The organism is Pseudomonas sp. SDO5215_S409 (assembly GCF_054071325.1).
This window is the reverse complement of sequence record NZ_JBSVWN010000087.1, coordinates 1-14,075: the sequence shown is the minus strand read 5'-3', so window position 1 is coordinate 14,075 and position 14,075 is coordinate 1. Positions and strand designations below refer to the sequence as shown.

11 protein-coding genes are annotated in these 14,075 nt (G+C 62.0%); all 11 read left to right on the top strand.

Annotated elements, in window-relative coordinates; translation table 11 throughout:
• The first annotated feature begins 469 nt into the window (after nt 1–469).
• The 11 genes from arcD to ACW9H9_RS26990 all read left to right on the top strand — a co-directional run bounded on the left by arcD (nt 470) and on the right by ACW9H9_RS26990 (nt 13,971).
• Nucleotides 470–1,897, top strand: coding sequence for an arginine-ornithine antiporter (gene arcD, locus ACW9H9_RS27040; protein ID WP_457346385.1), 1,428 nt, complete (start codon nt 470–472; stop codon nt 1,895–1,897).
• 24 nt (nt 1,898–1,921) lie between these two features.
• On the top strand, nt 1,922–3,178 hold the full coding sequence (gene arcA / locus ACW9H9_RS27035) for an arginine deiminase (protein WP_457346386.1): 1,257 nt from the start codon (nt 1,922–1,924) through the stop codon (nt 3,176–3,178).
• A gap of 13 nt (nt 3,179–3,191) precedes the next feature.
• Entirely contained in the window at nt 3,192–4,202 is a 1,011-nt protein-coding gene (locus tag ACW9H9_RS27030) for an ornithine carbamoyltransferase (protein WP_457346388.1), read from the top strand.
• 73 nt (nt 4,203–4,275) lie between these two features.
• Complete coding sequence (arcC, locus tag ACW9H9_RS27025) at nt 4,276–5,208, top strand: carbamate kinase (protein ID WP_457346389.1); 933 nt, start codon at nt 4,276–4,278, stop codon at nt 5,206–5,208.
• A gap of 13 nt (nt 5,209–5,221) precedes the next feature.
• Entirely contained in the window at nt 5,222–5,584 is a 363-nt protein-coding gene (locus ACW9H9_RS27020; protein ID WP_457346390.1) for a DUF5064 family protein, read from the top strand.
• 125 nt (nt 5,585–5,709) lie between these two features.
• The gene (locus ACW9H9_RS27015; protein WP_457346391.1) at nt 5,710–7,218 is read left to right on the top strand and encodes a sigma-54-dependent transcriptional regulator; all 1,509 of its coding nucleotides are present in this window, start codon (nt 5,710–5,712) and stop codon (nt 7,216–7,218) included.
• Between the two features lie 280 nt (nt 7,219–7,498).
• The gene (gene gcvH, locus ACW9H9_RS27010; protein ID WP_457346392.1) at nt 7,499–7,882 is read left to right on the top strand and encodes a glycine cleavage system protein GcvH; all 384 of its coding nucleotides are present in this window, start codon (nt 7,499–7,501) and stop codon (nt 7,880–7,882) included.
• A 10-nt stretch (nt 7,883–7,892) separates the two neighbouring features.
• Nucleotides 7,893–10,733 (top strand): aminomethyl-transferring glycine dehydrogenase, encoded by a 2,841-nt coding sequence (gcvP, locus tag ACW9H9_RS27005; RefSeq protein ID WP_457346394.1) that lies wholly within the window; start codon nt 7,893–7,895, stop codon nt 10,731–10,733.
• Between the two features lie 98 nt (nt 10,734–10,831).
• Entirely contained in the window at nt 10,832–12,208 is a 1,377-nt protein-coding gene (locus ACW9H9_RS27000) for an L-serine ammonia-lyase (protein WP_457346396.1), read from the top strand.
• Between the two features lie 37 nt (nt 12,209–12,245).
• The gene (gene gcvT / locus ACW9H9_RS26995) at nt 12,246–13,370 is read left to right on the top strand and encodes a glycine cleavage system aminomethyltransferase GcvT (protein ID WP_457346397.1); all 1,125 of its coding nucleotides are present in this window, start codon (nt 12,246–12,248) and stop codon (nt 13,368–13,370) included.
• Nucleotides 13,371–13,758: 388 nt separating this feature from the next.
• Nucleotides 13,759–13,971, top strand: a complete 213-nt coding sequence (locus ACW9H9_RS26990) for a cold-shock protein (RefSeq protein WP_457346398.1) — start codon at nt 13,759–13,761, stop codon at nt 13,969–13,971.
• Nucleotides 13,972–14,075 lie beyond the last annotated feature (104 nt).

The window sequence follows — 14,075 nt, the reverse complement described above, 5'->3', positions numbered from 1 at the left end:
CAACGGGATCGGCGTATTTCACCATATTTGGAAGTCTTCTTCAGGATTTCCCTAGTAACAAAATGACACTATTTGATACGCCGTTCTTTAAAACAATAACGGCGCCGCCCATTAGCTATAGCCAATAAATTCAAGCGCCTCATAACTTAACGAACTTTATAAGTCTGCTCTTTAGTCCTTTGCTGATTTAACCCAACCGCCTGCGGCCTGTTTCACAACACCGGCCTTAAAAGTTTGCACATCTGGGAAAAGGGACTAGCGTCAAACATCCACGCCCCGCCAAAGGGTTTAACACTAATGGGTAAAAAGGCTCTGTATCGCGCCTTTGCGGGCAGGCTATTGCCCAACGCTTTTAAATTCAACGTCGTTACCCACGGGGCAATGTACCCATGAAGTGATCTGAATCAGCTGTTTGAATCCTGCACGCAATTATTCTGTGGCCTCTCTTCTCCTGCATTGGAGTGACGCAATGTCTGAATCGGGCGGAAAACTAAAACTGGGTGCACTGGTTGCACTGGTAGTGGGGTCGATGATTGGCGGCGGGATCTTTTCGCTGCCGCAAAACATGGCCGCCAGTGCCGATGTGGGCGCGGTATTAATCGGCTGGGCGATTACCGCCGTGGGCATGTTGACCCTGGCCTTTGTGTTCCAGACCCTGGCCAACCGCAAACCCGACCTGGACGGCGGCGTGTATGCCTACGCCAAGGCCGGGTTTGGTGACTACATGGGGTTTTCGTCCGCGTGGGGGTACTGGATCAGTGCCTGGTTGGGCAACGTGGGCTACTTCGTGCTGCTGTTCAGCACCCTCGGTTACTTCTTTCCGATCTTTGGCGAGGGCAACACGGTTGCCGCCGTGATCGGCGCGTCGGTGTTGCTGTGGGCCGTGCACGCGCTGGTGTTGCGCGGCATCAAGGAAGCGGCGTTCATCAACCTGGTGACCACCGTCGCCAAAGTGGTGCCGTTGCTGCTGTTTGTATTGATCGCGCTGTTTGCGTTCAAGCTTGAGATTTTTACCGCCGACATCTGGGGCATCCGGAATCCCGACCTGGGCAGTGTAATGAATCAGGTGCGCAACATGATGCTGGTCACCGTGTGGGTGTTCATCGGTATCGAAGGCGCGAGCATTTTCTCGTCCCGCGCCGAGAACCGCGCCGACGTGGGCAAGGCCACCGTGATCGGGTTTATCACCGTGCTGCTGTTTCTGATGCTGGTGAACGTGCTGTCGCTGGGCATCCTCACCCAGCCGGAACTGGCCAAGTTGCAGAACCCGTCGATGGCCGCCGTGCTGGAGCATGTGGTGGGCCATTGGGGTGCGGTGCTGATCAGCGTCGGCCTGATCATTTCGCTGCTGGGGGCACTGCTGTCGTGGGTGCTGCTGTGTGCCGAGATCATGTTCGCCGCCGCCAAGGACCACACCATGCCAGCGTTCCTGCGCCGCGAAAACGCCAACCAGGTGCCCGCCAACGCGCTGTGGCTGACCAACGCCATGGTCCAGGTGTTCCTGGTGATCACGCTGTTTTCGGCCAGCACCTACCTGTCGCTGATCTACCTCGCCACCTCGATGATCCTGGTGCCTTACCTGTGGTCGGCCGCCTATGCGCTGCTGCTGGCGGTGCGCGGTGAAACCTACGAAGCCGCCCTGGCCGAGCGCAAGAAAGACCTGTTGATCGGCGCCGTCGCGTTGCTCTACGCGGTGTGGCTGCTCTACGCAGGCGGCGTGAAATACCTGCTGCTGTCCGCCCTACTCTATGCGCCCGGCGCGATCCTGTTCGCCAAGGCCAAGCACGAGGTGGGCAAACCGGTTTTCACCTCGGTCGAGAAGCTGATTTTCACCGCCGTGGTCGTCGGCGCCCTGGTGGCTGCCTATGGCCTCTACGACGGCTTTTTGACCCTGTAACTGTTGTTCACTGGAGGATCTGTAATGACCACAGAAAAAGTGAAGTACGGCGTCCACTCCGAAGCCGGCAAGCTGCGCAAAGTCATGGTGTGTTCCCCAGGCCTGGCCCACCAGCGGCTGACGCCCAACAACTGCGATGAGCTGCTGTTCGACGATGTGCTGTGGGTGGCCCAGGCCAAGCGCGACCATTTTGACTTTGTCACCAAGATGCGCGAGCGCGACATCGATGTACTGGAGATGCACAACCTGCTGACCGACATCGTCGCCATTCCCGAGGCACTGGACTGGATCCTGGAGCGCAAGATCACCGCCAATCAGGTGGGCCTGGGCCTGGTCAACGAAGTGGCCTCATGGCTGCGCAGCCTGGAGCCGCGCAAAGTCGCCGAGTTTCTGATCGGCGGCGTGTCGGCCGATGACCTGCCCAGCAGCTTTGGCGGCAAGACCATCGAGATGTTCCGCGATTTTCTCGGCCACTCAAGCTTCATTCTGCCGCCGCTGCCCAACACCCAGTTCACCCGCGACACCACCTGCTGGATCTACGGCGGCGTCACGCTCAACCCCATGTACTGGCCGGCGCGGCGCCAGGAAACCCTGCTGGCCAGCGCCATCTACCGCTTCCATCCCGAGTTCACCCATGCCGATTTCCAGGTGTGGTACGGCGACCCCGACCAGGAACACGGCAATGCCACCCTGGAAGGGGGCGACGTGATGCCCATCGGCAACGGCGTGGTGTTGATCGGCATGGGCGAGCGTTCCTCGCGCCAGGCCATCGGCCAATTGGCCCTGAACCTGTTCAAGCACAAGGCGGTGGAGCGGGTGATCGTCGCCGGGCTGCCCAAGTCCCGCGCGGCCATGCACCTGGACACCGTGTTCAGCTTTTGCGACCGCGATCTGGTGACCATCTTTCCGGAAGTGGTCAGCCAGATCGTCGCCTTCAGCCTGCGCCCCGACGAGAGCAAGCCCGGCGGTATCGACGTGCGCCGTGAAGATGCGAGCTTTCTGGACGTGGTCGCCACGGCCCTCAAGCTCAAGGCCCTGCGCGTGGTGGAAACCGGCGGCAACAGCTTTGCCGCCGAGCGCGAGCAGTGGGACGACGGCAACAACGTGGTGGCCGTGGAGCCCGGCGTGGTGATCGGCTACGACCGCAACACCTACACCAACACGCTGCTGCGCAAGGCCGGTGTGGAAGTCATCACCATCAGCGCTGGCGAGCTTGGCCGGGGCCGGGGCGGCGGCCATTGCATGACCTGCCCGATCGTACGCGACCCTATCGACTACTAAAGGAGCTTTCATCATGGCGTTCAACATTCACAACCGTCACCTGCTCAGCCTGGAACACCACAGCCCCCGCGAGCTGCGTTACCTGCTGGACCTGTCCCGCGACCTCAAGCGCGCCAAGTACACCGGCACCGAACAGCAACACCTCAAGGGCAACAACATCGCGCTGATCTTCGAGAAAACCTCCACCCGTACCCGTTGCGCCTTTGAAGTGGCGGCCTATGACCAGGGCGCCAACGTCACTTACATCGACCCCAATTCCTCGCAGATCGGCCACAAGGAAAGCATGAAGGACACCGCCCGCGTGCTGGGGCGCATGTACGACGCCATCGAGTACCGGGGCTTCAAACAGGAGATCGTCGAGGAACTGGCCAAGTTCGCCGGGGTGCCGGTGTTCAACGGCCTCACCGACGAATACCACCCCACCCAGATGATCGCCGACGTGCTGACCATGCGCGAACACGCCGACAAGCCGATCCATGAAATCAGCTACGCGTACCTGGGTGACGCGCGCAACAACATGGGCAACTCACTGCTGTTGATCGGCGCCAAGCTGGGCATGGACGTGCGTATCTGCGCGCCCAAGGCATTGTGGCCCCACGACGACCTGGTGGCCCGCTGCAAGCAATACGCCGAGGAAAGCGGCGCGCGCATCACCCTCACCGAAGACACCCGGGCGGCGGTCAAGGGCGTGGACTTCATCCACACCGATGTGTGGGTGTCGATGGGCGAGCCGGTGGACGCCTGGGGCGAGCGCATCGAGCAGTTGCTGCCCTACCAGGTCAATGCCCAACTGATGAAAGCCACCGGCAACCCGCGGACCAAGTTCATGCACTGCCTGCCAGCGTTTCATAACAGCGACACCAAGGTGGGCAAGCAGATCGCCGAACAGTACCCGCACCTGGCTAACGGCATTGAAGTGACCGACGAGGTGTTCGAGTCCCCGGCCTGCATCGCCTTTGAGCAGGCGGAAAACCGCATGCACACCATCAAGGCGATTCTGGTGTCGACCCTGGCCGACCTCTGAGGCACAGCACCGTCACGGCGGGCGCCCGCCGTGACCGCGTTCGTTCATCCGCATTTTCACAAGGACAACTGCTATGCGTATCGTCGTAGCGTTGGGCGGTAACGCCCTTCTGCGCCGGGGTGAGCCCATGACCGCAGACAACCAGCGCGCCAACATCCGGATCGCCACCGAACAGATCGCCAAGATCCACCCCGGCAACGAACTGGTCATCGCCCACGGCAATGGCCCGCAAGTCGGGCTGCTGTCTTTACAGGCGGCCGCCTACACCCAGGTTTCGCCTTACCCGCTGGACGTGCTGGGCGCCGAAACCGAAGGCATGATCGGTTACATCATCGAGCAGGAACTGGGCAACTTGCTGGACTTCGACGTGCCGTTCGCCACCCTGCTCACCCAGGTGGAAGTGGACGCCAACGACCCGGCCTTCCAGCACCCCAGCAAGCCCATCGGTCCGGTCTACAGTCAGGCCGAGGCTGAACGCCTGGCCGCCGAAAAAGGCTGGGCCATCGCGCCCGACGGCGATCAATACCGCCGCGTGGTGGCCAGCCCGCGCCCCAAGCGCATCTTTGAAATCCGCCCGATCCAATGGCTGCTGGAAAAAGGCAGCATCGTGATCTGCGCGGGCGGCGGCGGGATCCCTACGCTGTATGGCGAAGACGGCACACTGCGCGGCATCGAGGCGGTGATCGACAAAGACCTGTGTTCCTCGCTACTGGCCACACAACTGAATGCCGACGTGCTGGTGATCGCCACCGACGTGAACGCAGTGTTTGTCGACTTCGGCAAACCCACCCAGAAAGCCATCGCCCAGGCCCACCCGGACGCCCTCGAACCACTCGGCTTTGCCGCAGGCTCCATGGGCCCCAAGGTGCAGGCTGCCTGCGAGTTCGCCCGCCAAACTGGCAAAACCGCCGTGATCGGTTCACTCTCGGACATCGAAGCGATCGTGCAGGGCAGCGCCGGTACGCGTATCAGCACCGCCAGGCCCGGCATCACGTACCAGCCCTGAAGGAGAAACGCCGATGGCCACTTTTGAACCCGGTCACTTGCACATCGAACGTCATGCCCTCAATGACCAGGACTTCAGCTACAACCTGCACATCGACTACGAAGTCAGCCAGGACCCCAAGGAAGGCAAGGGCATGCTGTTCACCCTGCATGGCTCGGTGCAGGGCAAAGACTTCAAGGAGCCGTTTTTTCTGGCCAAGGACCAGGCGTTCGACTTTGCCCGCTACGCGATGAAGATCGCCCAGCAATACGGTATGCCCAAGACCGCCGTGCTCAGCGGCTCCATGCACAAGCAGTACGATTTGATGTTCGAGGATGTGCGCCACCAGTTGGACGTGAAATCAGGCGACCCGGTCAAGCCCGAACACTTGGAATAACTTGGGTGGCGGCAGGGGTGGGCGCGCCCGCTCCTGCACGGTCAAGTGCACCCTGGCGATTTCACTGAATCGGCCCTTCAAGGCATACTGGCCACCCTCCGCACGCCAGAACCTAAAACCGCCCCATGCGTATCCACGTCAGCTTCATCGACCGCGTTGGCATCACCCAGGAAGTCCTGGCCCTGCTTGGTGGGCGCAACCTCAACCTGGATGCGGTGGAAATGGTGCCGCCCAACGTGTACATCGACGCGCCGACCCTCAGCGCCGAGGTGCTGGAAGAACTCCACGCGGCGCTGTTCAACGTGCACGGCGTGCAGTCGGTACGGGTGGTCGATATCCTTCCCGGCCAGCGTCGGCACCTGCAACTCGACGCGTTGCTGGCCGCCATGACCGACCCGGTACTGGCCCTGGACAGCGCTGGCAACATTCTGCTGGCCAACCCTGCGCTGATCGCCCTCTACGGGCGTGAACCTGCGGGGGAAAGCATCGCCGAGCTGTTTGGCGACGCCACCTTGCTGGACACCTTGCTCGAGCACGGCTTTCGCCTGGCGCTGCGGGAAATCAGCGTGAACGGCCAGACCCTGCTGCTCGACGCCACACCGATCACCGACGCGGGCGCCCTGCTGACCCTCTATCAACCCAACCGCATCGGCGAGCAATTGTCGGCGTTGCACCACGACCATGCCGAAGGGTTTGACGCGCTGCTGGGCGAGTCCCCGGCCATTCGCACGCTCAAGGCCCGGGCGCAGCGGGTGGCGGCGCTGGACGCACCGCTGTTGATCCAGGGCGAAACCGGCACCGGCAAAGAGCTGGTCGCACGGGCCTGCCATGCCATCAGTGCCCGCCACAGCGCGCCATTCCTGGCGCTCAACTGCGCGGCGCTGCCGGAAAACCTCGCCGAAAGCGAACTGTTCGGCTACGCCCCCGGCGCCTTTACCGGCGCCCAACGCGGCGGCAAGCCGGGGCTGATGGAACTGGCCAACCAGGGCACGGTGTTTCTCGATGAGATCGGCGAAATGTCGCCGTACTTGCAGGCCAAGCTCCTGCGTTTTTTGAACGACGGCAGCTTTCGGCGGGTGGGCGGCGACCGCGAGGTGAAGGTGAACGTGCGCATCCTCAGCGCCACCCACCGCGACCTGCAAAAGATGGTGAGCGAGGGCACCTTTCGCGAAGACCTGTTTTATCGGCTGAACGTGCTGAGCGTGGAAGTCCCGCCGTTGCGTGACCGTGGCCAGGACATTCTGCTGCTGGCGCGTTATTTCATGCAGCAGGCCTGTGCCCAAATCCAGCGTCCGGTGTGCCGCCTGGCGCCAGGCACTTACCCTGCGCTGCTGGGCAACCGCTGGCCCGGTAACGTGCGGCAGTTGCAGAACGTGATCTTTCGCGCGGCGGCCATTTGCGAAAGCAGCCTGGTGGACATCGGCGACCTGGACATTGCCGGCACGTCGGTAGCCCGCCAGAGCGACGGCGAGGTCGACAGCCTGGAGCAAGCGGTAGACGACTTCGAACGCGACCTGCTGGAAACGCTCTACACCCGCTACCCTTCCACCCGCCAGCTGGCCAACCGCCTGCAAACCTCCCACACCGCCATCGCGCACCGTTTACGCAAGTACGGCATCCCCAACAAAGCCTGACACATGCCTGGAAGCGATCTCGGCCTGTACTGAAAGCGCTACAGTGGAACGATATCGATACACACGCCGCGCGCGATGTCTGTACAAGGCTTTGATCCACATAGGCTTTTTTTCGCTTATCCAGCTGTATCGATATCGCTACAGTGGCGTTTATGGCCGCACTCAAAAATCCGCCTAACCTGTTGATTTTAATCGACTAAAAAACATTGGCCGCGTTTTTGCTAAGGACTCTCCCATTCCAATCCCGTCCACCAGACGAATCTGGCCCCGAGGAGTTTCCATGAGCGAGTTGCGTTTCACTGAAGATCACGAATGGCTGCGCGCCGAAGCCGACGGCAGCGTGACCGTGGGTATTACCGCTTTTGCGCAGAACGCGCTGGGTGATGTGGTTTTCGTGCAACTGCCTGAGCTGCAGGCCTACGAACAAGGCGCAGAAGCCTCCACCGTTGAATCGGTAAAAGCGGCCAGCGGCGTGTACATGCCACTGACCGGCGAAGTCGTGCAAGTCAACGACCTGCTCGCCGACAGCCCGGAACTGGTCAACGAAGACCCGCTGGGCGAAGGCTGGTTCTTTCGCTTCAAGCCGGCCGACACCAGTGCAGTGGCTAAGCTGTTGGATCAGGATGCGTACGACCGCCTGATCAAAGCCAACGCCCAAGCCTGAGGAGCGCGTCATGACGATTAACCTGAACACCGCCAACGAATTCATCGCCCGTCACATCGGCCCGCGCCCGGACGACGAGCACGCGATGCTCGCAAGCCTGGGGTTCGATTCCCTGCAGGCCCTGAGCGCCAGCGTCATTCCCGAGAGCATCAAGGGCACCAGCGTGCTGGGCCTGGAAGACGGCCTGAGCGAAGCCCAGGCCCTGGCCAAGATCAAGGCCATCGCTGCCAAGAACCAGCTGTTCAAGACTTACATCGGCCAGGGCTACTACAACTGCCACACGCCGTCGCCGATCCTGCGCAACCTGCTGGAAAACCCGGCCTGGTACACCGCCTACACCCCGTACCAGCCCGAAATTTCCCAAGGCCGCCTGGAAGCCCTGCTGAACTTCCAGACCCTGATCAGCGACTTGACCGGCCTGCCGATCGCCAACGCCTCGCTGCTGGACGAAGCCACCGCGGCCGCCGAAGCCATGACCTTCTGCAAACGCCTGAGCAAGAACAAGACCAGCAATGCGTTCTTTGCCTCGGTGCACAGCCACCCGCAAACCCTCGACGTGCTGCGCACCCGTGCCGAGCCGTTGGGCATTGACGTGGTGGTGGGCGACGAGCGCGAACTGGGCGACGTGAGCGCGTTTTTTGGCGCCTTGCTGCAATACCCGGCGAGCAACGGTGACGTGTTCGACTACCGCGAACTGACCGAGCGCTTCCACGCCGCCAACGCCCTGGTGGCCGTGGCCGCCGACCTGCTGGCCCTGACCCTGCTGACCCCGCCGGGCGAGTTCGGCGCCGACGTGGCCATTGGCAGCGCCCAACGCTTTGGCGTACCGCTGGGCTTTGGCGGCCCGCACGCGGCGTACTTCTCCACCAAAGATGCCTTCAAGCGCGACATGCCGGGCCGCCTGGTGGGCGTTTCGGTGGACCGTTTCGGCAAGCCGGCCCTGCGCCTGGCCATGCAGACCCGCGAGCAACACATCCGCCGCGAAAAGGCCACCAGCAACATCTGCACCGCCCAGGTGCTGCTGGCCAACATCGCCAGCATGTACGCGGTGTACCACGGCCCCAAAGGCCTGACGCAAATCGCCCAACGCGTGCACCAGTTGACCGCCATCCTTGCCCAAGGCCTGACCGCCCTGGGCTTGAAAGTCGAACAGGCGAGCTTCTTCGACACCCTGACCCTGCACACAGGCGCCCACACCGCGACCCTGCACGACAAGGCCCGCGCCCAGCGCATCAACCTGCGTACCGTGGACGCTGAACACCTGGGCCTGTCGGTGGACGAAACCACCACCCAGGCCGACATCGAAACCCTGTGGGCGCTGTTTGCCGACGGCAAAGCGCTGCCCTCCTTCGATGCCCCGGTTGAAAGCGCCCTGCCCGCCGCCCTGCTGCGCCAGTCGCCGATCCTCAGCCACCCGGTGTTCAACCGTTATCACTCCGAAACCGAGCTGATGCGCTACCTGCGCAAACTGGCCGACAAGGACCTGGCGCTGGACCGCACCATGATCCCGCTGGGCTCCTGCACCATGAAGCTCAACGCCGCCAGCGAAATGATCCCGGTGACCTGGGCCGAGTTCGGCGCCCTGCACCCGTTCGCCCCGGCCGAGCAAAGCGCGGGCTACCAGCAACTGACGTCGGACCTGGAAGCCATGCTGTGCGCGGCCACCGGTTACGACGCCATTTCCCTGCAACCCAACGCCGGTTCCCAAGGTGAATACGCAGGCTTGCTGGCCATTCGTGCCTACCACCAGAGCCGTGGTGAAGAACGCCGCGACATCTGCCTGATCCCCTCGTCGGCCCACGGCACCAACCCTGCAACGGCCAACATGGCCGGGATGCGCGTGGTGGTCACCGCGTGCGACGCCCGCGGCAACGTCGACATCGAAGACTTGCGCGCCAAGGCTCTCGAGCACCGCGAACACCTGGCGGCGCTGATGATCACCTACCCGTCCACCCACGGCGTGTTTGAAGAAGGTATCCGCGAAATCTGCGGGATCATCCACGACAACGGCGGCCAGGTGTACATCGACGGCGCCAACATGAACGCGATGGTCGGCCTGTGCGCCCCGGGCAAGTTCGGCGGCGACGTGTCCCACTTGAACCTGCACAAGACCTTCTGCATCCCGCACGGCGGTGGCGGCCCGGGCGTTGGCCCGATTGGCGTGAAGGCCCACCTGACCCCGTTCCTGCCCGGCCACGGTGTGATGGAACGCAAGGAAGGCGCGGTGTGCGCGGCGCCGTTTGGCAGCGCGAGCATCCTGCCGATCACCTGGATGTACATCACCATGATGGGCGGCGCGGGCCTCAAGCGTGCGTCGCAGTTGGCCATTTTGAATGCCAACTACATTTCCCGTCGCCTGGAGGAGCACTACCCGGTGCTGTACACCGGCAGCAACGGCCTGGTGGCACACGAATGCATCCTGGACCTGCGCCCGCTCAAAGACAGCAGCGGCATCAGCGTGGACGACGTGGCCAAGCGCCTGATCGACTTTGGTTTCCATGCGCCGACCATGTCGTTCCCGGTGGCTGGCACCTTGATGATCGAGCCGACCGAAAGTGAATCCAAGGAAGAACTGGACCGCTTCTGCGACGCCATGATCGCCATCCGCGAAGAAATCCGCGCCGTGGAAAACGGCACGCTGGACAAGGACGACAACCCGCTGAAAAACGCCCCGCACACCGCGGCCGAGCTGGTGGGCGAATGGTCCCACCCGTACAGCCGCGAACAGGCGGTATACCCGGTGGCCTCGTTGATCGACGGCAAATACTGGCCGCCGGTAGGCCGGGTCGACAACGTGTTTGGCGACCGCAACCTGGTGTGTGCGTGCCCGTCGATCGAGAGCTACGCCTAACCTGAGCGGCGCAACGCGGTCAGTGGGCGCGCAAGCCGGGCGCCCACCGTTTGGCCGCGTTGCGCCGCATAAAATAATAAGAAACCGGAGAACCCCTCATGTCTTTAAGCGTGTTCGACCTGTTCAAGATTGGCATTGGCCCCTCGAGCTCCCACACCGTGGGGCCGATGCGGGCGGCGGCGCGGTTTGTCGAGGGCTTGAAACGCGACGACCTGCTGGGCGCCACGGCCTGCGTCAAGGTCGAGTTGTACGGCTCGCTCGGCGCCACCGGCAAAGGGCACGGCAGCGACAAGGCTGTGCTGCTGGGGCTGGAAGGTGAACACCCGGACACCGTGAATACCGAAACCGTGGCCGCACGGCTGGCTGAGATGCGCAGCCACGGGCGCTTGAACCTGCTCGGCGAACACAGCATTGCGTTCAACGAGAAAGAACACCTGGCGATGATTCGCAAACCGTTGGCCTATCACCCCAACGGCATGATTTTTCGCGCCTTCGACGCCGCGGGCCTGCAAGTACGCAGCCGCGAGTACTACTCGGTGGGCGGCGGTTTCGTGGTGGATGAAGACGCTGCGGGCGCCGACCGTATCGTCGAAGACGCCACCCCCCTGACCTTTCCCTTCAAGACCGCCAAGGAACTGCTCGGCCATTGCACCACCTACGGGCTGCCCATCAGCCAGGTGATGCTGACCAATGAAAGCGCCTGGCGCCCGGAGGCGGACACCCGCAGCGGCCTGCTCACTATCTGGCAAGTGATGCAAGACTGCGTGGACGCAGGCTGTCGCAACGAAGGCATTTTGCCGGGCGGCCTCAAGGTCAAACGACGGGCGGCAGCGCTGCATCGGCAATTGTGCAAGAACCCCGAGTCGTCGCTGCGCGACCCGTTATCGGTGCTGGACTGGGTCAACCTCTATGCGCTGGCCGTCAATGAAGAAAACGCCTACGGCGGACGCGTCGTCACAGCGCCCACTAATGGTGCAGCCGGGATCGTGCCTGCGGTGCTGCATTACTACATGCGCTTCATTCCCGGTGCCAATGAAGACGGCGTGGTGCGCTTCCTGCTCACGGCCGCCGCCATCGGCATTCTGTACAAAGAAAACGCCTCGATCTCCGGCGCCGAAGTCGGCTGCCAGGGCGAAGTGGGCGTGGCCTGCTCAATGGCCGCCGGTGCCCTGTGCGAGGTGCTGGGCGGCAGCGTGTCGCAGGTGGAAAACGCCGCCGAGATTGGCATGGAACACAACCTGGGCCTGACCTGCGACCCCATCGGCGGCCTGGTGCAGGTGCCCTGCATCGAGCGCAACGCCATGGGTTCGGTGAAGGCGATCAATGCGGTACGCATGGCCTTGCGCGGCGACGGGCAGCATTTCGTCTCGCTCGACAAGGTCATCCGCACCATGCGCCAGACCGGCGCCGACATGAAAAGCAAATACAAGGAAACCGCCCGTGGCGGTTTGGCAGTCAACATTATCGAATGCTGACGTTTAATCACGTCCGCACGTTTTTCAGGAGCTGAAGATGTCCACCCAAACCCTGTTGAAGACCCCGCTGCACAACCTGCACCTCGAATTGGGCGCGCGCATGGTGCCGTTCGCGGGCTACGACATGCCGGTGCAATACCCGCTGGGCGTGATGAAAGAACACCTGCACACCCGCGAACAGGCCGGGTTGTTCGACGTGTCGCACATGGGCCAGATCCGCCTCACCGGCGCCAACGCCGCCAAAGCCCTGGAAACCCTGGTGCCAGTGGACATCGTCGACCTGCCGGTGGGCATGCAGCGCTACGCGATGTTCACCAACGAACAGGGCGGCATTCTCGACGACCTGATGGTGGCCAACCTGGGTAACAACGAACTGTTCCTGGTGGTGAATGCGGCCTGCAAGGAGCAGGACCTGGCGCACCTGCGCCAGCACCTGGGCGAGCAGTGCAGCATCGAGCCGCTGTTTGAGGAACGCGCCCTGCTGGCCCTGCAAGGCCCGGCGGCAGCAAAAGTGCTGGCGCGCCTGGCGCCAGAGGTGAGCAAGATGACGTTCATGCAATTTGCCGCCCTGCGCTTGCTGGGCGTGGACTGCTACGTCAGCCGCTCGGGCTACACCGGCGAAGACGGTTTCGAGATCTCGGTGCCGGCTGCCAGTGCAGAATCGCTGGCCCGCAGCCTGCTGGCCGAAACCGAAGTGCAAGCCATCGGCCTGGGCGCACGTGACTCGCTGCGCCTGGAAGCCGGCCTGTGCCTGTACGGCCATGACATGAACACCGACACCACCCCGATCGAGGCCAGCCTGTTGTGGGCGATTTCCAAGGCGCGCCGGGCAGACGGTGCGCGGGCGGGCGGCTTTCCGGGCGCAGACCGGGTCTTCACCCAGCAACAGACCGGCGTGGGCCGCAAGCGCGTGGGCCTGCTGCCGCTGGAACGTACGCCCGTGCGCGAAGGCGCAGAGATTGTCGATGAGCACGGTACGGTGATCGGCACCGTGTGCAGCGGTGGTTTTGGTCCGACACTGGGCGCGCCGTTGGCCATGGCTTACCTCGACAGCGCCTTTACCGCACTGGACACGCAAGTTTCTGCGTTGGTGCGTGGGAAGAAGGTGCCACTACGTGTAAGTAAAATGCCATTTGTGCAACAACGTTACTATCGCGGTTAACGGGTTGTTCCTATAAGTAACGCGGTTACGTAACGTGCACTAATCTGTCACGTAACCGCCACAAAAAAGTGCACTGACGATAGTCAATGTTACGTGCACTAACCTATAACAAGTGAGCAACGCTATCGAATAAGTGGGATCCACATTTGTTGACCGAAGTGTCATATCACCGAGCAAAACCTGGGATTTCGCAGGGCTTGTTTTTTCTGCGTTAGTTGGCGTAGAGTTTGTCCACTGTGTTTGCATGGGTCGCTTGGAACCTGGACCTGGGCAGTAGCCAAAGTTTGCTACACCCGTTCGATGTCTCTTACTTTCCTGCAATCCAGCCCAGTACTCTTTCATCTGAAAGGGGCTGTCATTAATTTTTAGCGTCAAAGGAAAGAAGAAAATGGCTGAACGTCAGAGCGGTACCGTCAAGTGGTTTAACGACGAGAAAGGGTTTGGTTTTATCACTCCTGAAAGCGGTGCGGACCTGTTCGTGCACTTCCGCGCCATTCAAGGCAACGGCTTCAAGAGCCTGAAAGAAGGCCAGAAAGTGACGTTCGTCGCGGTCCAGGGCCAAAAAGGCATGCAGGCCGACGAAGTACAAGCCGAAGCTTGATCGCTGATGCGACAAAAAGCCCCTGGTGCTGACATCAGGGGCTTTTTTATGGTTCTTCACGGAATCCCGGGAAAGACAGAAACAAGAACGCCGGTTTAATGGAT